The sequence below is a fragment of the Sphingomonas sp. MMS24-J13 genome (assembly GCF_044905095.1).
GTDB lineage: Bacteria > Pseudomonadota > Alphaproteobacteria > Sphingomonadales > Sphingomonadaceae > Sphingomonas_I.
In genome coordinates, this window is sequence record NZ_CP173258.1 from 162,349 (window position 1) to 185,285 (window position 22,937).

Here is a 22,937-nt window from a genome sequence, read left to right on the forward strand (position 1 = left end):
GGCTGTAAAGTCATTGTTTATTCCATCGTCAATTATGTTGGATCACGCCGCAATGAGGGCGCTCGGCTGCGGGACCGGCATTCGCGCCGAAGCGCTAGCAAGCATTTCCGCGCCGGCGTCGTTCGGATTGCGTTGCCATATCGCAGGCGTGCCGCCGGAGGGAGCCTGGAATGCGGCGAGCGATTGTCGCAGCAGTTGCTGGCGCTGGATTGACGCGGCGTCGCCGCCGGCCGCGGCGATCCTGGGAGTATTGCCCGTTTCCAGCGACGAAGCCGCAAGCGGTGTCCCGAGCTGCGCAAGGGTCGTACCGACGACCAGCGGATCGCGCCACCATTCGGACGAGATCGTACCGGATGCCGAAGCGCTGACGATGCCGGCATTTGGTCCGTCGAGCGAGCCGCGCGCCGATGCGACGCTTTGCAGATTGGGCGCCGCAATCGGATTCGACGGTGCCTGCGCGGTAGCGGTCGGGCTGCCTCCCGCAGGGGAGGTAGTAGACAGATTGCCAACCTGATCCACGGGATTCGGTTGCGCCACCGGATCGGGCTGAGCGGGATCGGAACCCTGGGGATCTTCCTTGAACCCTAGAGCAACATCATAAATGCCGCGCACGGTTCCGTCGGAGAACGTGACCGACGATACGCCCAAAACCTCGTTTCCGCTTCCCTTTGCAAAGTCTGGCCGCACATCGCTGCCCGCCAGCTGAATGCTCTGGACCCCAGCCTGCGTCAGCGTTTCGGTTTCGCCATCGCCCGAGTTTCCGTCGCCGTCCTGGTCGCGCCAGAGCAGGAAGTTGCCGAAGGACGTATCCTGGCTGTCGATGACGCCATCTCGATTGGTATCGAAAGCGGCGACGCCGTCCAGCCCGGTACGCGTGTTAGGCAGCGCGCCAACGAACGAAACCTCGCTCGTCGGATCGATCCGGCCATCACCGTTGCGGTCATAGCCGAGCAGGGCATCGTTCGGTGCGACCCAGCCGATCGTGCTCGGACTTCCCGTCCGTGCCGTGTCCACGGCCACTGGGGATGATTGCGGATCGATCAGGCTCGGGCCGTCATGATCGAAATCGACGACGAGTGCCTGCAGCCTGACGCCCTGTACGGACGATCGGCCTACCAGAGCGCCCGAGGACTGAGCGGCCGTTGCGATAGTCGCGCTATCGGCGCTGGAATTGCCATGTGCCATCGCCGCATGGCGTTGTGCGACCTTCACCGGATCGAGATAATCCGCCCACAGCGAAGACGCGGCAGTGCTGATCGACGTCGCGCTTCGATTGCTGCCGAAATCAGCCTGAGCCGGACCCGCCGTGGCGTCATCGTCATCGCTGGAGAGCATCGCCAGCGACGACCGCCCCAAAGCGGTGTTGCGGGTCGCCAGCTGTTGCGCGGCATAATCGGTCAGTTCGCCGAGCGTTACCGGAGCCGAAAGATCGACGTCGGGGCCGGCTGTGATCGCCGGAGCACCATTCATCAGCTGGCGGGCAAGCGATACGTCATAGGCCGTGCCGGTAGAGCCGTCGGCCCAGGTGAAGTTCGTCGTGTTATGCACGACGCTGTCGAACGTATCGCTGTCGTCGAACCCTGTCGGCGCACCCTTCAGCGAGATCGATCTGATGCCCATCGCCTGCAGGCTCTGCGCCTCACCCGCCTCGACCCGGCCATCGACATTGCGGTCGACCCAGATCAGCAGCTTGCCGAAATTCTCGTCGCGCGCGTCGAGGATGCCGTCGCCGTTCGTGTCCCAGCCGGAAAGTCCTTCAAGATCGGTCGTCGCACCCGCTTTATCGCGGATAAACGAAATGTCGCGGCTGTCGTTGAGCGCTCCATCGCCATTGCGGTCATAGGCCAGGATGCCATTGTTCGGCCCGACCCAGGCCGTCCGGAACATGTTCCCTGCGGCGTCGACGCTTACGATATTCGAGGAACTCACGGGTGCGAGTTCGAGCCCATCGCCCGTCAGGTCGAGCACGATCGGCGGAAGCGGCCCTTGCCCGCCACCACCGCCCCCACCGCCGCCGTAATGGCCATGAATCTGGTAAACCGCCCAAGGGAGATTTGCCTTCAGCAGATCGGTCGTGTTGCCGCCCGCTTCGATCGAGAAGGCGGTTGAATGTTTTACTTGACCGGTGTCCATGTCCTCGGTGACGACCGCGCCGCTCGCAATGAATATCTTGTCAGAGACCTGGCTGGCGGTGAGCGAAGGATTGTTGAGATCCTTCAATCCAACCCAGATGTTATCGCCTACCACTTCATAAATGACGTCGTCGGCAGCGACCGTCGATCCAAAAACGATCGTATTAGATCCGCCCGCGTCGTAGATAGTATCGACACCGTCGCCGCGCTCATACAGGAACTGATCGTCGCCCACAGAGGTGTAGATGGTGTCCGATCCGGTTCCGCCTTCGACGATGGCTCCCTTGGTGGATTGGACACCGCCCGCCGGCCTGATCACATCATCGCCACCATATCCGAAGATGATGCTGCTGACGGTGCTGTAGCCGGAGAAATTATCATTGCCGTCGGTCAGGATGTTGCCGCCATCCAATTGGGTGACGTCCACCTGCGATCCGGAAAGGTCGATCGTCTTGATGACGTCGTTGCCGGATTGGAAATTGTTGGAGACCGAGAGCTGGCCTGACTCGCCCCGGATACCGAAGCGAAGCGTTCCGTTGTCATTCCAGGCATAGAGATCATTGAAGGTCACACCGGCCTTGACCTGGATCACGTTGGAGGCACTATTGTTGTCGTAAACCGTTGCCCAGCCATAATTGTGGCCGAACACATAGGTGTCGGAGCCCGTCCCGCCATACATATAGTCGGTACCAGCTCCACCATCGAACGTGACGTTGAGGCTTGTTCCGGAGCTTGAGAACGCGTCGTTGCCGGCGGTACCGATGAACTGCTCGATGCCGGCGATCGTCTGGGTGACCTGCGACGAATTGGTCCGCGCCAGCGTCGCGGTGCCGTAAGCGAGATTTATCGAGACGCCGGCCATTCCCGATTGCGAGAAATCGAGCGTGTCGAAGCCGTCGCCACCATTGTTGACGTCGGCACCGTCGTTGCCGTCGATCCAGTCGTCGCCCGCACCCGCCTGAATTACATTGTTTCCGCTGTTGCCGCCGAGTTCGTCGCCATAGGCAGAACCGGTGACGTTCTGGATATTGGCGTACGTATCCCCGGTCGCGTCGCCACCGATCGCAGTTCCCGACGCAAGGTTGACATATACATCCTCGGCCGAACCGACATAGCTCGCCGTGTTGATCCCGCCCGCACCATTGAGCTGGTCTGCGCCGGCACCGCCTTCGAGAATGTCGTTGCCGTTGCCGCCGGTCAGGATATCGTCCCCGGCCAATCCCTTAAGCGTGGTCGAGCCATTCGGTCCGATCAACGTGTCGTTGAAATTGGAGCCGGTGATGTTCTCGATCGACGTCCAGGTATCGCCATAAACATAGCTCGTCGTGGCATTCGTCGTTCCACCGCCACCGACGCTCCAGATGATCGTCGCGTCGTCGGTCTTGATTGCCAGCAGGCCATTATTATCCAGCGACAGGAACGAGGCCCCGCTTCCCACCGTGTTGGAAGCCCAAACCGCTGCGTTGGCCGAATTGTAGACGACCAGGTTTCCGTCGCCCTGCAGGACCGCCCGTCCGGCACCGTAATTATAAACGTTATTCGCCCACATGACGCCGCTTGGGCCATACAGGACGAGATTGCCGTCGGTCTGGTAGACGAACGTATAGCGACCATCGGGAGAGACGATCGACCAGCCCGACTGGAGCGCGTCGCCAGCCGCGCGTACCGTCACGCCGTTGGTGTTGGTCTGGCCGCTCAGATCGACATAGACGCCGCTTGTGAAACGCTCGAACGACGCCGTGTCGACGCCGTCGCCGCCATCGAGAGAGTCGCTTTCGCCGCCTCCGTCCGGATCGACGATGAGAATGTCATCGCCGCCTTCGCCGTAGAGGTAATCGTGCCCGCTCCCGCCGACGAGAACATCGTTCCCCGCGCCGCCGAGAAGCAAGTCGTTCCCCTCGCCGCCAGAGAGATAATCCCGTCCGGCGTCCCCCTGAACATGGTCATCGCCCAACCCGCCGATGAGGACGTCGTCGCCGTTGCCACCATGGAGATCGTCGTTACCCGGGCCGCCGTCAAGCCAGTCGGCACCATCCTGACCCGCGAGAAAATCAGAACCCGATCCTCCAAGGAAGATGTCATCGCCGCCTTGGCCGTTGCTGCTGGAATCGTCGTTGATCGAGGTAGCGACCGTCACGCCGCGATAATCCACCAGGTCATTGCCGCTGGTGACAGTTTAAGTCGTATTGTAGCCAACCGAGGCACCGAAATTGGCGATCAGCGCACTCTGGCCGGTCGCATCCCAATTCCCCGAGCCGCCGGCTTGGTAATCGGATGGCATATCGGACCAGTTCTGGATGGAGGCCCCGGTCGCCGGACGGAAAATCGGTTGTTCAAAAAAGCCGAAGGCATCGGTAGCTCCGTTGCCGACGACACGTAGCACGAGACCGCGATAGGCCGCGTTGCTCGGTGCCGTTACGATACCGTTGATGCGGTTGTAATTGGCCGGGTCGCCCTGCGCCCCGCCATAATCACGACCGTTGCCCGGCAACAAGGTCGAAGTGATATATCCCGCATTGGCATCGAACCAATCTACCCAAACTTGAACATAGCCCCTGTGCTGCGCGGCCAGAACTGAGACCTGATAGTTCGCCCCCCCTTGCGCGCCCAGCAAGTCCGACCTCGTATCCACGATAGAGTTGGTGGCGCTGGTTCCCTGAATTTCCATCCAGAGCGAGTCATTGCCACTCCCCGACCAGCCGTAACCGAAATTTGTCCCCCAGGCCGGGCTCGGCGCATTGGAGCTCGAGAAATTCCAGGACCGCAAGCGATCCAGAAATCGTGGATTGGCGAGATCGTTCGTCGTTGTCTCGTCGTGGCTCTCCGGCCGCGTGAAGAAGGTGAACGGGTCGGCGCCCCCCACGGCATGGTTTCGCAACAAAAGCCGCCGATAAGCAGTACCCGCGGGGGCGAGCGCTAAACCCCGGAAGAGGTCGTAATTGTTGAGGTCACCCGAGCCGCTACCATAATCGCGACCGCCACTCCCGATGTAAGCATAGGATATCGTGTTCCTGTTCGTATCATCGAACTCGAGATAAACGTCCGCCAAGCTGCGATGCTCCGCCGCCCATACCGAGGCTTCGTACAGATGCCCCGCGATAGAAGGCATGTATTCCGAGCGATAATCGATGAGACCGATATTGTTGGAGCTGGAGGGCGGCGTCCCACCCATGTGCGACCACAGCACATCGTTTCCGCTGCCGGACCAACCCGGCAAATTGACGCCGGACTCGACCGGCCCGTAATTGACAGCGCGTTCCCAACCCGCCGCTCCCTGCTGGAAGCGCGGATTATAGACATCGTTGCCGTTCGGCCCATCCAGCTTCTGCGGCAGGAGCGAGAAAGTCCCAGTCGACGCCCCGCCTCGCGCGGTTATGCTGACGGAGCCATCGGTGTGGCTGGCTACGGCAATATCCTCATAATGCTCCGCCGTCTGCGTTGCAGCGACGCCAAAGCTCTGCACGAAGCCGGCCATGCCGCCGTAGAAATCGGAGGGGCCGAATTGGTCGAGCTTGAGCTCGGTCGCGCGAGCGATCGTGGTGATCCAGCCCGCAGCGAAGGTCGACACGCTGATGGACGATATGATCCGATCGACCTGCGCCTTGTTGGCATTATAAAAAGAGACGTCACCGCCCTGGAGCGGCAATTGCGTCATCGATATGGCGCGCGTCATGAAAGCCTGATTCGCGCCGTAAAAATCTTTGTCAGTCGGTGAAAGGTTATTCCATGACGATGATATTGCAGCGTCGACAGCTTGTTGTTCCGTGAGATATTTCTCATAATCACTTGCGACCTGAAGGTCACCGAGTAACTCCGTGGCCGACTGCCATTGTCCGTTCTGGATGGCCCGCTTTAAAAATATATCACCGCCAATAATCTTAGTTTGCGGCAATGCCCACAGCACTCCTTTGTCGACAGCCTGATCCGCAGACGCGACATCTTGCTCGACGCCATTCAGTTTTACGTAAATCTGCCCGTTCGAATACCCGTACTTTTGCGTGGGAGAGTAGCCGTTCGCTACGAACGCCGCGCCCACCGGCTTACCGGTGACCTGCTCAATGATGCCGTTAAGTGCATCGCGCGCCGCGGAAGCCATACTGTCGGCAAGAGCTAGGTCACCTCCGCCTGACGCCGTTTCAACGCCAATGCCGTAGCGCGCAAAGGGTATTTCGAGGACAGTTTCAGCAGACGCGCTTGGGATTCGCGGCGTATGATGACCAAATAAGCTTCCAATAAGATCGCCCACAATATAGCCGACGAACGCGCCTACGGCAGCGCCAACGGGCCCGGCAAGTCCAGCCCCAACGACGGAAGCTTTTGTACCCAAGTACGCTCCAAGGGCACCTCCGAGCGAAGCTAGGGTGGCCTCAGCGGCAGTGTGCGGTTGCACCACCAGCGATGCCAACTGGGTGCCTATAAAGCCACCAATACTTGTTGCATTGCCGAAGCTTGACGCGGAAACGGAGCTTAGCGCGGCGTTTATCGACGCGCCCGCTGCAACCTGCGTCGCAACGTATGAAAGCACATTTCCTACTGCGAACGAGAAACTTTGCGCAGCAAATCCATGCAAGCCAATTGCTTGCGCCAACTCAGCTGAAAGGTATCCCGAAACAGCTCCAATACCGGCATTTATACCAAATGACGATAGATTATTATTGAAATCTGCCCATATAGATCCTGTTCCAACCGTCTTTATGCCAATTACACCACCATTGGGATAGTAGCCAATTTTGAATTCTGCTTGCGCAATGGATAGTGCAGCAGCTGACAATACCGAGCCGGCGGCCGTGCTTAGGACAAGGCTGCCGCCACCTAGCAATCGTCCCAGTGCTGAGCCAAACTGATTTGCCGCAAACGCAAAATCCTGCTCGGCTTGCGAAGGCTGAATATGCCAGGAGGTCTGGGAACCATCCGAAAATAGGACTAAGACGTTTCCAGCTGAATCTGTCGAAGAGATTGAAACGATCGATTTGCCTGAGCCAACCTGATCAAGCGCTATCGGAGTAACCGCTCCGACACGAGCTCCCTTTTTTAAAGAGACACTGTCTCCGATGGTTTTGGACGGCCCCGATCCTGACTGAAATGTTTCGTTATAATTTAGCTTTATTCCATTTTCGTTTTGAGTTATTTGAACAGAAAGGTTATTTATTTCACCGCCTTTTGTCGTTATTCCGTTGACTGAAAAGCCCCATCTGCTTGGCGAAGTGCCAGTATAGGAAAAATCGTCGGTTGAAATCGAGGTCCAATCTACTCTGGAAACATCAATGCCAGTCACGAGTAAGGCAAACGAGTCTTTGTAATATTCAGGATATTTTATGTTTGTAGCATTGCTCGGTGAAAGATCGGCAAGCCTCGTCTTTATATATTGCTGTGCAGCTTGCTGAAACTGCGAGGAGGAGCCGAATTGCTGATAGAGCGATTCTAAGTTATTTCCCATAGTCGGATCGATGTTGGAAAACGAAACACCCTCCGATTTGGCAAAGAGGAATTGCTGAGTGTAGGTATATGCTTCTGCTGCCAGCCCGATATCCGCATACTGACTCGGTAGCATGCTCGCGTCTCCGCGCGGCATCCCAGCTTTTGTTGTGGCATGTATAAGTTCGTGAAAGATTTTTGTACCATACTGCCTTATGGCAGTTATATCACCGGAGTTAATGGCCGTTTCAAATTCATTCTTGTTTAGAGTGATTGTAATCGTCCCGTCTGCCGCCTTGGGGCTTGTGTAAGTTCCAGCTAGGTCGGACAGCTCTACAAAGACGGTACCATTGCTGTTTGCTGTCTGGAAGAGCGAATACTTACTCCACTCAGCAAGCGCGTTTTTGAAGTTCGCACCATACGCATTTATAGCCGCGCTAAAATGAGCCAATGTTACCTCCAGGACGTGATTTTGAGTGCGCGGGCGGCACCGTCGCTTCCGACAGCAGCCTCAACCGAGAAGAAGCATGCCTTCGGGAGCCTTTTTATCCGGTAAAAAATATTATTCCGTGGTGCATGAATGTCACCGACAACAACCGAGTCCGGGTTGCTTTCTTTCTTATCAAAGCGCTGGAGACCTAATGATCGCTCAAGAGAAATCAACTTTATCCCGGCTTCACGTGTGCTAATAAACAACGACATTCGCCCACAGCGGCGGATTTTTTCGCACTTTATGTCTATGCCGAGTTTCGGATCGACACGAGAGCCATCAAACAAAAATGAAGCCCATTTATTTTTGTAGTCAACCGACGCCGTACCGTCGAAATTAAAAAGCACCTTTGGTGCCGAATTAAGGGGGAAACCACCTAGGCATGCGGACGGCTTCCTGATGGCGCTCGACAGATGCAGGAGTGGCGTAGTGTCGTTAGTTTCCTGCAGTGTCTCGATAGGCTGCGATAAAGCGAGCGTACCCAACGTAACTACCACGAGGAATATGCAGGAATATCTGAAATTCGCCATTTATCGCTCTCTTCCAGCTTCTCCGAGGCCTCGGTAAACGGGTGACCATAGATACTCGACGACGCGTCGCTTGCCGGTAACTATCTCTGCGGATACGGACATGCCCGCAGAGATGGGTGCGCGACGACCTTCGACAAAAAGATTGCTGTTAGTAACATCAATTCTAATTGGAAATACCAGTCCTCGTTGCTGATCCAATGTTGCATCTGCTGATACTCGGCCGACAACACCCTGCAGAACGCCGTATCGAGTGAACGGATAGGCTTCGACTTTAATAGTGGTGTTCATTCCAGTGCGAACGAACCCAACGTCTTTATTCAGCAAGAGGGCCTCAATTACTAATGGTTCTCCGTCTGGAACTATAGTAATTAGGGGCTTTCCAATATCGGATACCTCCCCGACGTTCGTGACAGTGATTTCCTGAACGGTCCCCGAGACCGGGGCGGTCAACTTCTGCAGCCCTCGCTTCTGATTGGCCTCACGAACAACGTTACCTCGTGTCATTACGACACCCTCGGCATCAGCACGCTCTTGAGCGGCTTTGCCGACAAACTCTTCACGCGCTTCGGCAGCTTCCCCATTTATCGCCGCGACTTGCGCCTTAGCTTCCGCCAGTTTTGCGGTCTGCGCCTGCAAATCCTGTTCGGCGGCGACATAGGCCTGCTGCTGCTGAAGCAGTTTCTGGCGCGCGCCGAAGCCTTGCGCGGCAAGGCCCTGTTGAAGATCGAGCGCTTCCTTGAGCAGCGGCAGCGTCCGTCTCAGCTTCAGGATTTCGGCCTGCGCAGCCACGACGGTCGCCTCGGCACCGGCGCGGCGTTCCGATATGGACGTCAGCTTGGCCCGATATTCACCGACCCGGGAGGCGACGAGTTGGCGTTCGGCCTCGATCGCCAGATTGTCCGCACCCGCAGGTGCCGCAAGGCCGGCGCCGCTACCGGTCGCGTAGCCAAGCAGTGCATTGTCGCGTGCGCGCGTCAGCATGGCCGTCGATAGCTCGGTTCGGGCGGTCGCGGCTTCGGCCTCCGCCACTGTAGGATCGAGCTCGATCAGTACCTGACCTTTAGTGACGTGTTGTCCTTCACGCACATGGATCGCGCGGATGACGCCTTGCTCAGCCGCTTCAACCGACCGCAGCCTGCCCTCCGGTACCAGCCGCCCTTCCGCCACGGCTACGGTGTCGACCTTGGCAACACAGGCCCACACGATCGCAACGATCGCCGCGATGATGATCGTCCAGGTGATGGCCCGACCGATCGGCGACGGCGGTGTCTCGGTTACTTCCAGCGCCGCCGGCAGGAAATCCCGCTCGTTCCAATCTCCCACGCCGGTCTTCCGACGCTGCGTCTCGGAACGCCACGCTTCCGCGAAAACGCGCGCATGGTGCATCATGCTCATGCGGCTGCCCCCTGCATTTGCATACGCCACATGGTCGCATAGCGGCCGCCCGCCTGAAGCAGGCTGTCGTGCGAGCCTTCCTCGACGATGCCACCGTTATCGATGGTGATGATCCGGTTCGCCATGCGGATCGCCGAGAGGCGGTGCGCGATGATCATCACCGTGCGGCCGCGCACGATCGAACGCATGTTCGCTTGGATGATCGACTCGCTCTCCGCATCGAGCGCCGATGTCGCCTCGTCAAGGATGAGGATCCGCGGATTGTTGATGAGTGCGCGTGCGATCGCGATGCGCTGCCGCTGGCCGCCGGACAGATTGGCGCCGCGCTCTTCGATCAACGTGTCATAGCCTTCGGGCAATTCGAGGATGAAGTCGTGCGCGCCTGCCATTGTCGCCGCAGCCATCACCGCATCGATCGAGAGGCTCGGATCGGCCAGCGCGATATTCTCCCGGATCGTGCGATTGAAGAGCAGATTCTCCTGCAGGACGACGCCGATCTGACGGCGCAGCCAGGCCGGATCGACCAAGGCCAGATCGACGCCATCGACCAGGATGCGGCCACTTTCCGGCACGTAAAGGCGCTGGAGCAATTTGGTGAGGGTCGATTTGCCCGATCCGGATGGACCGACGATCCCAAGCACCTCGCCCGGGTTGAGCGCGAGGCTGACGCGGCGCAGCGCTTCGCGGCCGCCCGGCCGATAGCGGAATGTGATATCGTCGAACGCGATGGCGCCGCGGATCTGGGGCAGCGCCGATCGCGAGGCCGAGAATTCGGCCTCGGTGGGGGTATTCAGGATATCGCCCAGGCGCGACAGGCCGACGCGTGCTTCCTGGAATTGCTGCCACAGATTGGCGAGGCGAAGCACGGGCTCCGACACGCGCGCCGCCAGCATGTTGAAGGCGACCAGCTCACCGACGGTCATCTTGCCCTCAATTGCGAGCTTGGCGCCGAAGAACAGGATCAGCGCGGTCGCGAGCTTGTTGACGAGTTGGATCGCCTGGCCACCGATGATGTTGAGGCGCGCGGCGCGGAAGCCGGTTGTGACATAGGCGGCCAGCAGACGCTCCCACCGGCTCTGCATCTGCGGCTCGACCGCCGCGGCCTTGAGCGTCTGGATGCCCGACACGCTCTCGACCAGGAAGGCCTGGGTCTCGGCTCCGCGCTGAAAGCGCTCGTCGATCCGCCGTCGCAGCGCCGGCGTGATCAGGAGGCAGATCAGCGCATAGGCGACGATGGACAGCAGGACGATCAGCAGCAGCCGCGGGGAATAGAACCACATCACCGCCAGGAAGATCGCGGTGAAGAGCAGATCGATGGCGAGCGTGACCGAGGACGAGGTGAGAAATTCGCGGATCGTGTCGAGTTCACGCACACGGGCTACGGAATCGCCGACGCGCCGCGACTCGAAATAGGAGAGCGGCAGGCCGAGAAGGTGACGATAGAGCTTGGCGCCGAGCTCGACATCCACCCGGTTGGTGGTGTGGGTGAACAGATAGGCGCGCAGACCCCCGAGCACGGCTTCGAACAGGATCACGCTCACCAGGCCGACGGCGAGCACGTTCAAGGTGGTGATGCCCTTATGGACCAGCACCTTGTCGATCACGACCTGGAAGATCAGCGGTGTGACGAGCGCGAACAGCTGCAGCACGAGCGAGGCTGCCAGCACCTCGCCGATCAACCCGCGATATTTGACCAAGGCAGGTATGAACCAGGAGACGTCGAACCGTCCGGCCGCCGCGCCACCGGCGCGCGTCGTGACCAGCACCGCCTCTCCGGTCCAGAGCTGATCGAGATCGCCGAGCGGAATGGCTTCCGGTGCCTGCGCGCCGCGCTGGATCAGCACCATCTGGTCGCGAACGCCGCAGATCAGCAGGAACTCGCCGTCGGGCTGTGCCGCGATGATCGGCAAAGGCACGCGGCTCAGCTTAGCGGGCGATAACCTTCTGCTGCTTGCGCGGGCACCGAGCCGGCGGGCCAGCCTGACCAATTGATCGGAATCGATTCGCTCGCCGCCCGCGGCATGGCGCAGCTGCTCGATATCGGCCGGGAGCTGGAGAAAACCGAGCAGGAGCGACAGGCACGCAAGACCGCTGTCACCACCGCCCGACACCTCTCCCACGCTTCGTTCCCCCGGCAATCGATACCTTGCTAGCGGATGAACGGGTCCGCGTCATCGCCGGATTGGCGCCATTTTGGAGGCGATCTCTTTGTCGAGGCCGTTGGCGAAAGCTGGCCTCAAAAAATCAGAAAAGGTACTCGGAAGCCAGAATTGCGGTGTCTTGACTAGGCATGTGAATGGGTGATCCCGCGAGTTCGAGACACAGCGAGTAGGAGCCTCTGCTTCGGCATGTCGATCGCTCCGACGGCTATAAGGTTGCTGCGTCCACGTGCTGCCGTCACTCTCCAAGAATCGGTTGACTCGATCAGGCGCAGTTTCAGAGCGCTTCATCGCTTCCCGATCAAGGATGGGGTATCGATAAGGGTATGAGCAAACCGAAAGGATAAAAAGATCAGGTAAATCAATATTTATAGACCAAATCGATCTTCAATAAAATCCTGTCCCCGGAACCACTTAGGCTGAGGGGAGGGAGGAAATCGTCTCAAACAATCCCTGTATCTGGCTATGCCGACCGAATTCTGGAAACTTCCGTCATTGCTGCAGACTTGCAGCAATTCACTTGAGCTCAAAACGTCCCCCGCGCCTCGGGGGTACAAATCGGGGTGGATTACAGGATAGCCTGCCACGTTAGGCCCGTTGGGCGGTGCAGTGCCTGGGGCCACCGACATAGCTGCCGCCTCTGGGAAGGGCGACCATAGGACAGAGCGCTCGGAATGCCCTCAACCTTTCTGCTTGATGCGGGCCAGACGAGCCACCTCCTTAGCCCAGGCGTTCAGCGCAGCTCTCTTTTCCTCAAAATAGTGGTGCCGTTGGTACACCCCCACGATGCCAGACCGGGATCCCGAGATGTGGTTTAGAACCGACTCGGTCACCTCAAGGCGAACGCCAATCCTTTGAAGCCCTGTCGCCATCGTGCGCCTGAGATCGTGTAGTGTCCAATGCGGTACCGGCTCCCCAACCCGGCGCTCTAACTCCGCACGAATACGCGTCATCGCCTTGCTAAACCCACTGGGCCCCGCTTCCCAATTTCCGCGGGCCGGAAGAAGCTTTTCGCTGCGGCTGCTCGATAGCAGGTCCTGGACGATGGAGGCCGCTTTGGTGGACAGAGGAACGAGATGGGTCGTCCCGTTCTTCGCTCGATCCTTCGGGATCGTCCACAACTTGGCCTCCAAGTCGAACTCGACCCCGTCGGCTTCAAACACCTCGTTGCGCCGCTGTCCCGTGAGGATGAGCAGCTGAATGGCAGGGCCGAAGGGGCGCAGTTCGTCACCCAGGACGTGCCAGAGCGCTCCAAGCTCGCGTTCGGATAGAACGCGATCCCGTGCTTTCGGGGCCGGCGGCCTGCCGGCATCTCGGCAGGGATTGCCAGGCAGCCGATCCAGCCGCGGAAGCGCCCACGTGTAAAAAGCCGAAAAATAGCCGAGCACGTTGCGAGCCATGACCGGCGCATGTTCGGCAATCTCGTCAATGAAGCCGGTGATCTCGCTGCGCGTGATGGCGTCGGCTGCTCTATCGCCAAATTCCGGAAGGATGTGGCGATTGAACACGCGCTCGATCTCGCGCACGTTCCGCAGGTGAGATTTGGCGCGCTTGTACGCTGGCCACAGCGCCCGAACGGTGTGACCGCCACTGCCGCGTTTCTGGCGCTCGGGCAGGGCGCGCACCGCATCGGCTTTTGTTTCCACATCCGACAGGATCTGACGGGCCTGCTTGCGCGCATCGGCCAACCGGAAGCGTTCGGAGAAGCGCCCAAGCGTAATATTGCGATCCCGTCCGACAACGCGCTTGCGCAGCATGAACGTTTTTGCTCCAGACACGCCGACCCTGACCCGCAGGCCGGGCACAGACAGGTCCGGATATTCGACTTGCCCGGTGGTGGGCGTGGGGAGGCTTTTGATCTTCGCATCACTAAGGACCATCGGCGGCCTTGCCGCGCCCATGCGCGATGCCTCTCGTGTCCGTGGGGAGTGACTTCCGAGGGGAGGGGAAGGCATTTCGGTCTCGCGCATACCCGCTGAATTCCTGTCAGTTTGCGCTACCTTAGGTAGCGTTTGGCTGAAAATAGGGTGAAACGTCGCGGAACATCATGAGACTAAGTCTCTGAAAAATATAGACCGGGTGGGACTGTTTGGAACGAAACAAGAACACTCTTACTCAGCGGGTCCTAGGTTCGAGCCCTAGTGCGTCCACCATATTTTCAAATACTTAGAGCCTTTTTATGGATTGCTGGAAAACTGTGTCCGATGGGTGTCCGATGCAGCTTGATGACGCCGAACGGCTTATTGTCGTTCGGGAATCTCCGGTTTGACCTCAACTATGCGATGACTGAGCACCCCTAGTGCAAAGATCGCGGCGCCCTGAACGAGCAACTGCGCTGGCGACGAAACGGACTTGCAGATCCGATCCTTATAGGCTCCGAGCAAGGCAATCAGCAGCAGGCCGCAGCCGCAGCCGAGACGCTTGTGTCCGGGCGGCAGCACGATGAGTGCGGGGACGAACCCCGCCAGAATACGGAACCCGCCAAGCAAGGGTATCGGCTTCAAGTGATTGGGAACGGTTGGATGCGGCCGGGCGACGAAACCCAGGCGCTCGGCACCATTGGGCGGCGGGGCCGGTGTTCATCGACGAGACCTGGGCGTGCACCAACATGGCTCGCCGCGGTGGTCGCTGCCGCCGCTGCGAAAGGCTCCGCGCCAGCGTGCCGCACGGGCGTGGAAGACTGCCACCTTCGTCGCCGCTTGCGCCGCACCGGCCTGGTGGCACCGATGGTGCTGGGTGGCCCGATAAACCGGCATGCCTTCCGTGCCGAGTGTGCCTAATTCTTAGCAAATTGCGGATATGATGCACGCTGATCGAAAATCGCTCTAGATACTATTTGGGCTGTTAACGATTATATCTTTTCGATATATTTAATAAACAACAATTAACTACAATTAAAATGAGCTTAATACTTGAACGAATACATGTTTATTATTGAATGTTTGGAACATTTATCGATCTGAAGTGTCCTATATGTGGATTGTCGGTCATCTAAAAAATGCCGCTACACTCTCCTGCTCCTATGTGCCGCTGCACGTGGAACCGCAGCTCTGACGTCGGCGGTGTTTTGAGGTGGGTATGCCGAAATTGAGCAACATTGCGGCTGCGCTGCTGGTCGTGAGCCAGGGCGCGATGGCGCAGCAGCCCCCCACTGCCGGGCAGCAGATTCAGCAGATCCCCCCGGCCCCCGTCCCTGACAGGGCAGCGCCGGATATCCGGATCGAGCGTGGGGCCGCACCGCTGGCCGGTGTCGCGGCCGGGGCCAAAGCGCGGATCGCCACGCTGCACGTGACCGGTCAAACTTTGTTTTCCGAAGCTACGCTGATCGCAGCATCCGGCTTCGCGCCCGGCGATCTCGATCTGGCCGGCATGCGCCAGCTCGCCGCGAGGATCGCCGCGTTCTACAACATCCGCGGCTATATCCTCGCCCAGGCCTACGTGCCCGCGCAGGACGTTGCCAATGCCACCCTCACGATCGCGATCGCGATCGTCGAGGGCCGTTACGGCGCGGTCAAGCTGAACAATCACAGCAGGTTGCACGACAAGGTCGCCACCAACCTGCTCGGCGGGATCGAGCCTGGAGATCCGGTCGCCATCGCCCCGCTCGAGCGCAGGCTGCTGTTGCTGTCGGATATTCCGGGCACCCGGGTGCGATCGACCCTGAGCCCAGGCGGTTCGGTCGGCACGTCCGATCTGATCGTCGATGTCACCCCCGGCCGATCGATTTCGGGCGATGTCGAAGGGGACAATTCCGGCAATCGCTACACCGGCAGCTGGCGGCTCGGCGGCACGATCAATCTCAACAACCCGACCGGCCATGGCGATGTCGCGAGCCTGCGGCTGCTGACCTCGTTCTCCGGGCTGTTTTACGGGCGGGCATCCTATCAGACGCTGTTCGGCGCGACGACCGTGGGCGTCGCTTACGCCCATATCAATTACAGTCTCGGCAAGGAGTTCAAGAGCCTCGATGGCAAGGGCTCGGCCGATATTGCCAGCATCTATGCCAGCCATCCCTTGATCCGGTCGCGCAATGCTAACCTCTATCTGGTCGGCGACGTCGATCTGAAGCGCTTCCACGACAGGATCGGCAGTATCGATACCAACTCGCGCAAGCATGCGGCGGTCCTGGCGCTCGGACTGAATGGTGACGAGCGTGATTCCATCGGCGGTGGTGGATGGAGCAGCTATTCGATCGGCGGATCGGTCGGCCAGCTCGACATTCGGAGCCCGATCGAACGCGATCTCGACGCCCTGACTGCACACAGCAACGGCACCTACGGCAAGCTGCAGGGCAGCGCCGCGCGCCTGCAACGGATCGCCGGCCCGCTCTCGCTTTATGCGGCGGTTCGCGGACAATTCGCATTCGACAATCTCGACACGTCCGAAAAGATGGAATTGGGCGGCGCTTATGGCGTGCGCGCCTACCCCGAAGGCGAGGCCTATGGCGATGAAGGCTATATCGCCACGATCGAGGCCAGGCTTGCCGTATCGCAGCTGACGCCGCGCCTGCCGGGCCAGCTCCAGTTGATCGGCTTCGTCGATGTCGGTGCCGTCACGCTGGCCAAGGATCCCTGGTACACCGGCACCAACCACGCCCATCGCAGCGGCTATGGCGTCGGGCTCGACTGGAGCGGCGGCGACGGTTGGGCCGTGAAGGCCAGCTATGCACGCAAGCTCGGCAGCCAGGGCGCGACCTCCGCGCCCGACAGATCCGGCCGCTTCTGGTTCCAGATCGCCAAATTCTTCTGATCCGGCGTCAGCCTCCCCCGACTGCTTTTCGTCCAGCAAGGACAAGTTCCATGACCCATATGTTCCAGTCCCGCGCACCCTCGAACCGTCTTGCCGAGCGCAGGACGCGTGGTCGCCGGTCTTCGCTGCGCGGATCGACCGGGCTGGCCGGCATGGCCCGGCTCGCCGTCCTGAGCGCGCTTGGCTCCATGGCGTTCGGCTCGGCGGCCATCGCGCAGGGCCTTCCCACCGGTGGCAATGTTTCGGCGGGTGCGGCGAGCATTGCTGGCAATGGGGCGACGCTGACGATCAATCAGTCGAGCCAGTCGGCGGCGATCAATTGGCAGAGTTTCGATATTGCGGCCGGCAAGTCGGTGGTGTTCGTTCAGCCCAACGCCAATGCGGTCGCGCTCAATCGCGTGATCGGGCCGGATCCGTCGGTGATTCTCGGCAATCTCTCCGCGAACGGCAAGGTCTTCCTCGTCAATCCGAACGGGGTCCTGTTCGGCCAAAGCGCGCAGGTCAATGTCGGCGGGCTGGTCGCCTCGACGCTCAGGATCAGCGACGCCGATTTCATGGCCGGCCACTACAGCTTCTCGGGCGAAGCGGGCGGCAGCGTGGTCAATCAGGGCGCGATCAGGGCCGACGGCGGCTACGTCGCCTTGCTGGGCGCAAATGTCAGCAATGAAGGCGTCATCCAGGCGCGGCTCGGTACCGTGATCCTCGCTGCCGGCGAGGCCGTGACGCTCGATATGGCAGGCGACGGTCTGCTCGGCGTTGCGATCGACAGGGGCGCAGTGAATGCGCTGGTGCGCAACGGGGGGCTCATCCGGGCCGACGGCGGCACCGTCATGATGACGGCCCATGCCGCCGGACAATTGCTTCACAGCGTCGTCAACAATAGCGGCATCATCGAGGCCCGCACGCTCGAGGGGCGGGGTGGATCGATCAGCCTGCTCGCCGATATGGAGAGCGGCACGACGAACGTCAGCGGGACGCTGGATGCCAGCGCTCCGAATGGCGGCGATGGCGGTTTCATCGAAACTTCGGGCGCCACCGTCACCATCGCCGATGGTGCCGCCATCACGACCGCAGCGAGGGCGGGGCGCACCGGACGCTGGCTGATCGACCCGCAGGATTTCACCATTGCCCCGATCGGCGGCAATATTTCAGGCGCGACGCTTTCGGCGCTGCTGGTGACGAACAGCGTCACGATCAGCACGTTGCCGGGATCGGACGCAACGGTGGCCGGCACGCCGCCTGTCACCAGCCTGCACACCGCCGTGGTCGGCAATGGCGACATCCTGGTCAACGATGCGGTGGCATGGGTCGCCGCGCCGAATACCACGACCCTCACGTTGAACGCGGTCCGCGACATCAACGTGAACGCGCCGATTTCCGCCACCAACGGCAATGTCGTCCTGTGTTGCGGGCGCGACGTCAATCTCAATGCCGCGATCACCACCGTCAACGGCAGCGTGCTCGTCGGTGCCGGGCACAATATCAATCTCGCCACGATGGCCGCCGTGACGACGACGGATGGCAACATCACGTTTTGCGCCGGCGACGATATCCTCGTGGCCGGCGCGCTGACGCTTACGCGCGGCACCACCATTCCAGCGCAGAGCCTCGGCCTGCCCGTTGGCCTGGTGTTCATTGCCGGCACGAGTGGAACCGGGCCCGGCATTGCCGGCGGCACCGTCATCTTCGCACCGCTGGCACCGCCGATTACGGTCACCGGGCCAGCCGCGCCGGTTTCGCTCAACTATAATCCGGTTTCCTATGCCGCGCCGACCGATTTTTCGGGTAACTTCACGCTGACCAACGGCGCGGTCCTGACCCAGCACATGCTGGTCTTCCCGAATGCCGACAAGGTTTTCGACGGTACCGCCAACGCTGTGCTGGCCGGTTTCAACAGCACCGCGATTTCGGGCCTGCCCACCGGCGTGACGCTGATTGCAGGGCCCGGTGCCACCGCGGTGTTCGATGATCCCGCAATAAGCGGCGGAACGGGCGTGACGTTCAGCGGCTACAGCCTGGGCGGGAGCGACGCCTCGCGATATGCGCTTGCGGGCGGATCGTGCTGTGTCGCCACATTCCGGACGACGGGGATCATTGCAGCGCCCCCGGTTACCGTCCCGCCGGTGGTGGTCCCCCCGGTCGTAACGCCTCCCGTCGTGGTCCCGCCGGTCGAGACCCCGCCGGTCGTCGTCCCGCCGGTGGAGGTGCCGCCGGTGGTGACGCCCCCGGTCGAGACACCGCCAGTCGTCGTCCCACCCGTTGAAGCGCCGCCAGTCGTCGTTCCACCGGTGGAGACGCCCCCTGTAGTGACGCCTCCTGTCGAAGTGCCTCCGGTGGTAGTCCCGCCGGTTCAAGCGCCGCCCGTTGTCGTCACGCCGATCGTGACGCCGCCTGTGGTCACGCCGCCGATCGAAATGCCGCCGGTGATCTTGCAGGTTGCGGAAGTCGTCGGCCCAAGTGGCGCGACCTTGATCCGCCAGAATGCAAACGTCCCCGTCGGTCCGGCCTTCGCCGGGGGCATCCAGCTGGCGATGATCGGTCAAGGTGTGCGGATGCCGGCTGAAACGCCGCTGCAGGCTGTCACCATGGCCCCCCGCGAGACGTTGACCCAGGTTCAGGAAATTCCGGCTCCTCGTCCACCCGTTGTCGCTTTGCCGGCCTATCGGCCCAAACAGGATCGCCATTGATCATGCGGATGGCCGGTACCTGCGGCGCAAGCCTCCTGCTTTGCCTCGCCGTCAGCCTGGCGAGCGGCCGGGCCGCCGCCGCGGCGCCAACCGTTTCTGCCGACTTTGCCGGCCGGGCAGCATCGGCCGAAACGCGCGAAATGGCAGACCGGATCGTGGCTTCCGGCGACAATCAGGGGCTTCCCTTCATCATCGTCGACAAGATCGCCGCGACGGCATTTGCGTTCGCCGATCACGGTCGGTTGCTCGGCGCATCGCCAGTGCTGCTCGGCCTGACGGTTGGAGACGTCTCGCCCCCCGGTATCGGCAGCCGCAAGCTCCGCGACATAGGCCCTGGCGATCGCATCACCCCCAGTGGCCGTTTCGTCGCCAGCCTCGGTGCGGATCTCGGCAAGCAGGATGTGCTGTGGGTTGATTATGACGCGGCGATCTCGCTCCATCGCGTGTTTACGGGAAAGCCGTCGGAGCGCCGCCTTGCGCGGCTGGCGACACCGGCCGCCGGCGACAATCGCATATCCTACGGCTGCATCAATGCGCCGGTGGAATTCTACGACAGGGTCATTCATCCGCTCTTCTTCGGAACGAGCGGGATCGTCTATATTCTGCCCGACCGGCAATCGCTCGCAGAGGCTTTTCCAGGTCTCTTCCGGACCTGAACAATCAAGCCGCCGTGACGCCTGGCTATGGGGTGGAATTGGGAAGCGAGGGCGTGCCGCTCAATTCTGCGCCTTCAGAAACTCCACCTTGCCATTCGCGTCGATCGGGTTGCGATCGTTCTGCGCGCAGATGAATTCCAGCTGATCGAGCCCACGCTGGCGCTTGAACAGATAGGTCGAATGCCACGGCGCAATGAGCGCGTTGGGATCCTCGAAGGTGTTCTCGACGATCAACTTGTCCTTGTTCTTCGGGTCGAGATGGATGCGTTCGGTCAGCTTCACCTTGTCGCTGTAGGTGATGCCCCATCGCCCCATCGTGCCGCCTTCGCGCAGGCCGACGGTGGTGACGACCAGGGTGTCGCCCTCCCAATGGCCGATCGATGTGCCGTTATAGGTGGGATCGGGATCGTCGGGCAGCGGGCGGCCGTCGGTGAAGATCCGGCGGACCTGCATATAGGCTTCCTGGATCACCGTGACCCGGCCGGGGGTGAACAGGAATTCCACATCGTAAGGCTGGGTCATGATGCCGGGCATGCCGGGCGGCTCGCACGCCGATGACCGTCGCTCGACCTTTAATTGCGCCTCGGGATCGCCGCTTTTGATCAGCGTCTGGATCTCGTCATAATGCGTCTTGTACTTGCTCTTGAGCTGCGGGAGCTCGGGTTTGGGGCCGCCACCCAGGATGGGCGCCCAGATGCCGCGCCAGTCGGGCAGCTTCTGGAGCGCGGTATAATCGACATGCTCGGCCGATGCCGGCCACACCTTGTCCGGCACGATCGTCGGCGGCATCTGGGCGGCCAGCGGGGCTGTGGCGAGCAAGGCGCCAAGCGCCAGCATCATGCGTCGTGTCATTTCCGCCTCCCCGCCGACACGTTTATTTGTTCTCGAGCACCCGGCCGTCGGCCAGCTTGACGCTGACCAGCGATCCGCCCTGCTTGCCGTTGACCAAAGGATGATAGGTCACCGTCACCTTGTCGCCCGGCTTCATCGACGACCGGCGCCAGCCGGCGGCGACCAGGTTGTTCGGGCTGGTCATTTCGATCGCCCAGTCGCTCGCCTTGCCGCTGTCGTCGGCAATATCGACGTGCATCCAGCTATGCGGGTTGGTCCAGCGGAATTCGGTGACCGTGCCGGTCATCGTCACATTCTTGTCCATGTTGAACATGGCGAAGCTGTGATGAGCCGCTGCCGGCCCCGCGACCGCGCAGAGTGCCAGCGCGATCCAATATCGACGACGCATCTGCCATTCCTCCTAGTTTGCCGTCGGCACGTTGATCGGTTTGCCGTCGGTGCCATGCTCGCCGCCGAGCACATGCCCGTCGGGCAGCACCACCGAGTTGAACAGTCCGCCCTTCATGCCGTTGCGCAGCGGATTGATCGTGATCGTGACGACATCGCCCGGCTTGACGCTGGTGCGCCGCCAGCCCTGCCGCGTAAGATTGTTCGGGCTGTTGAGCTCGATTCCCCAATGTTCGGTCTTGCCGCCCGGGCCGGCGGCATCGATTTCGATGAACGAATGCGGGTTGGTCCATTGGAATTCGGTGACCGTTCCCTTCAGCACTACCGTCTTCGTCTGATCGAACATCGCAAAGCTGTGATGCGCCATTCCGGGCGCGGCCAGCAGGGCCGCGAGCAGCCCCGCGGAAGCGACGGATTTCGATTTGGTCACAGGCGCTTCCTTTTCATCGCGGATTCTTCTCTTCATGCTCCTTGAGCGTTTCCTGCCCGCGATCGGTACCGGGCAGGTTGGCGTTGCGCGCCTCGGTGCATTCGACTTCGCCGATGTCGCTTTCCAGCACGCGATCCCAGCGCTTGGTGTTGCGCCACTCGCCCTTCCACATCTTCGGATCGGTCATGATATATTCGATCTCGAGCGTGTTGCCCTTGTTGATCTGGCGGATGCGCTCGACGATCTGGAATTCGTCGCTGACCGGCAGGCCGACGTCGATCCAGTGATGATCGGCCTCGAAGCCCTTGGTCGTGACGACCAGCGTATCACCCTCCCACTTGCCGATTGATTCGCCATTGTAGGTCGGCACGTAGAGGTCGGGATCGGTGTGCGTGCGGCCGTCGAGATAGATGGCGCGGAAGCTGTTCGTGAAGCCCGCGGTCATGTAGATCACAGTCGGCAATTGCACGAACATGATCGGCCAGACGCGCGTCATGATCATCGGCATGCCGGCCGGATAGCATTGGCCGATGCTGTCGCGATAATTCTGGCCTTTCGCGCGCGCTGCGGCACCCTCGACCAGCGCCTTCTGCCCCGGTTCGTAGAATTCGGGATAGGGCGGCCCGAACATGAATTTGTTGAAGCCTTCGTGCAGGTCGACGAACCATGTGCCCGTCATATCGAAGGGCGCCTTGGGGCGCTTCTTGGCGAGATTGGCCGGATCCAGCGCGCCAGCCAGGCCCTTATGCTTATGCTGGAGTTGATCGAGCTGTTCCTGCGTCAGCGGCTTGCTGCGATCGCGCGTCTGCGCATGCGCAGGGCCGAGCGCCAGGGATCCGCACGCGAGCGCCAGCAGCCACCCGGCCGTCCTGAGGCGGTGGGATGGTCGTCGGGTCGTGGCAGCCATCTTGTCCCCTCCTGCGCCGCAGGTTTCTATCCTGCCGTGCGGCCGTTCGCCGGGGAACGCCGATCGGCCCTGGCGAGCGATGGACGCTCAATCGCCGCTCTATTTGATAGTGTCAATCTAGATGTTTGATGATGTCAAAAAGATATGT

Annotated in this window: 14 protein-coding genes; 3 read left to right on the plus strand and 11 right to left on the minus strand. The window is 60.7% G+C overall.

All coding sequences use genetic code 11. The features are described from left to right. Positions 1-42: 42 nt before the first annotated feature. The 7 genes from AB4Z44_RS00750 to AB4Z44_RS00780 form a co-directional block, all read right to left on the minus strand. Positions 43-4,269 carry a hypothetical protein gene (locus AB4Z44_RS00750; protein ID WP_404712183.1) on the minus strand — a complete coding sequence of 1,409 codons (4,227 nt, stop codon included), beginning with the start codon at positions 4,267-4,269 and terminating at the stop codon, positions 43-45. Between the two features lie 39 nt (positions 4,270-4,308). Continuing rightward, complete coding sequence (locus tag AB4Z44_RS00755) at positions 4,309-7,998, minus strand: hypothetical protein (RefSeq protein ID WP_404712184.1); 3,690 nt, start codon at positions 7,996-7,998, stop codon at positions 4,309-4,311. A gap of 2 nt (positions 7,999-8,000) precedes the next feature. After that, on the minus strand, positions 8,001-8,567 hold the full coding sequence (locus tag AB4Z44_RS00760) for a hypothetical protein (protein ID WP_404712185.1): 567 nt from the start codon (positions 8,565-8,567) through the stop codon (positions 8,001-8,003). Further along, positions 8,568-9,962: an HlyD family type I secretion periplasmic adaptor subunit gene (locus tag AB4Z44_RS00765; RefSeq protein WP_404712186.1), complete on the minus strand. Its 1,395-nt coding sequence runs from the start codon at positions 9,960-9,962 to the stop codon at positions 8,568-8,570. It lies immediately after the preceding gene. Continuing rightward, positions 9,959-12,082, minus strand: a complete 2,124-nt coding sequence (locus AB4Z44_RS00770) for a type I secretion system permease/ATPase (RefSeq protein ID WP_404712187.1) — start codon at positions 12,080-12,082, stop codon at positions 9,959-9,961. The genes AB4Z44_RS00765 and AB4Z44_RS00770 overlap by 4 nt, the downstream gene beginning before the upstream one ends. Before the next feature lie 719 nt (positions 12,083-12,801). Continuing rightward, positions 12,802-14,022 carry a tyrosine-type recombinase/integrase gene (locus AB4Z44_RS00775; RefSeq protein WP_404712188.1) on the minus strand — a complete coding sequence of 407 codons (1,221 nt, stop codon included), beginning with the start codon at positions 14,020-14,022 and terminating at the stop codon, positions 12,802-12,804. A 339-nt stretch (positions 14,023-14,361) separates the two neighbouring features. Beyond that, positions 14,362-14,610: a hypothetical protein gene (locus AB4Z44_RS00780; protein WP_404712189.1), complete on the minus strand. Its 249-nt coding sequence runs from the start codon at positions 14,608-14,610 to the stop codon at positions 14,362-14,364. A gap of 589 nt (positions 14,611-15,199) precedes the next feature. On the opposite strand from AB4Z44_RS00780, the gene AB4Z44_RS00785 reads away from it, so the two are divergent. From AB4Z44_RS00785 to AB4Z44_RS00795, 3 genes are read left to right on the plus strand one after another with little or no spacing between them, the layout of a single operon-like run. Then, the gene (locus AB4Z44_RS00785; protein ID WP_404712190.1) at positions 15,200-16,870 is read left to right on the plus strand and encodes a ShlB/FhaC/HecB family hemolysin secretion/activation protein; all 1,671 of its coding nucleotides are present in this window, start codon (positions 15,200-15,202) and stop codon (positions 16,868-16,870) included. 50 nt (positions 16,871-16,920) lie between these two features. Next, positions 16,921-19,557 (plus strand): filamentous hemagglutinin N-terminal domain-containing protein, encoded by a 2,637-nt coding sequence (locus AB4Z44_RS00790; protein WP_404712191.1) that lies wholly within the window; start codon positions 16,921-16,923, stop codon positions 19,555-19,557. Between the two features lie 2 nt (positions 19,558-19,559). Next, positions 19,560-20,213, plus strand: coding sequence for a L,D-transpeptidase (locus AB4Z44_RS00795; protein ID WP_404712192.1), 654 nt, complete (start codon positions 19,560-19,562; stop codon positions 20,211-20,213). A 60-nt stretch (positions 20,214-20,273) separates the two neighbouring features. On the opposite strand, the gene AB4Z44_RS00800 is transcribed toward AB4Z44_RS00795, so the two are convergent. From AB4Z44_RS00800 to AB4Z44_RS00815, 4 genes are read right to left on the minus strand one after another with little or no spacing between them, the layout of a single operon-like run. Then, positions 20,274-21,065, minus strand: coding sequence for a hypothetical protein (locus tag AB4Z44_RS00800; RefSeq protein WP_404712193.1), 792 nt, complete (start codon positions 21,063-21,065; stop codon positions 20,274-20,276). Positions 21,066-21,087: 22 nt separating this feature from the next. Further along, the gene (locus AB4Z44_RS00805; RefSeq protein ID WP_404712194.1) at positions 21,088-21,453 is read right to left on the minus strand and encodes a DUF6152 family protein; all 366 of its coding nucleotides are present in this window, start codon (positions 21,451-21,453) and stop codon (positions 21,088-21,090) included. Between the two features lie 12 nt (positions 21,454-21,465). Beyond that, entirely contained in the window at positions 21,466-21,882 is a 417-nt protein-coding gene (locus tag AB4Z44_RS00810; RefSeq protein ID WP_404712195.1) for a DUF6152 family protein, read from the minus strand. A gap of 13 nt (positions 21,883-21,895) precedes the next feature. Beyond that, positions 21,896-22,789, minus strand: coding sequence for a hypothetical protein (locus AB4Z44_RS00815; protein WP_404712196.1), 894 nt, complete (start codon positions 22,787-22,789; stop codon positions 21,896-21,898). Between the last annotated feature and the right edge of the window lie 148 nt (positions 22,790-22,937).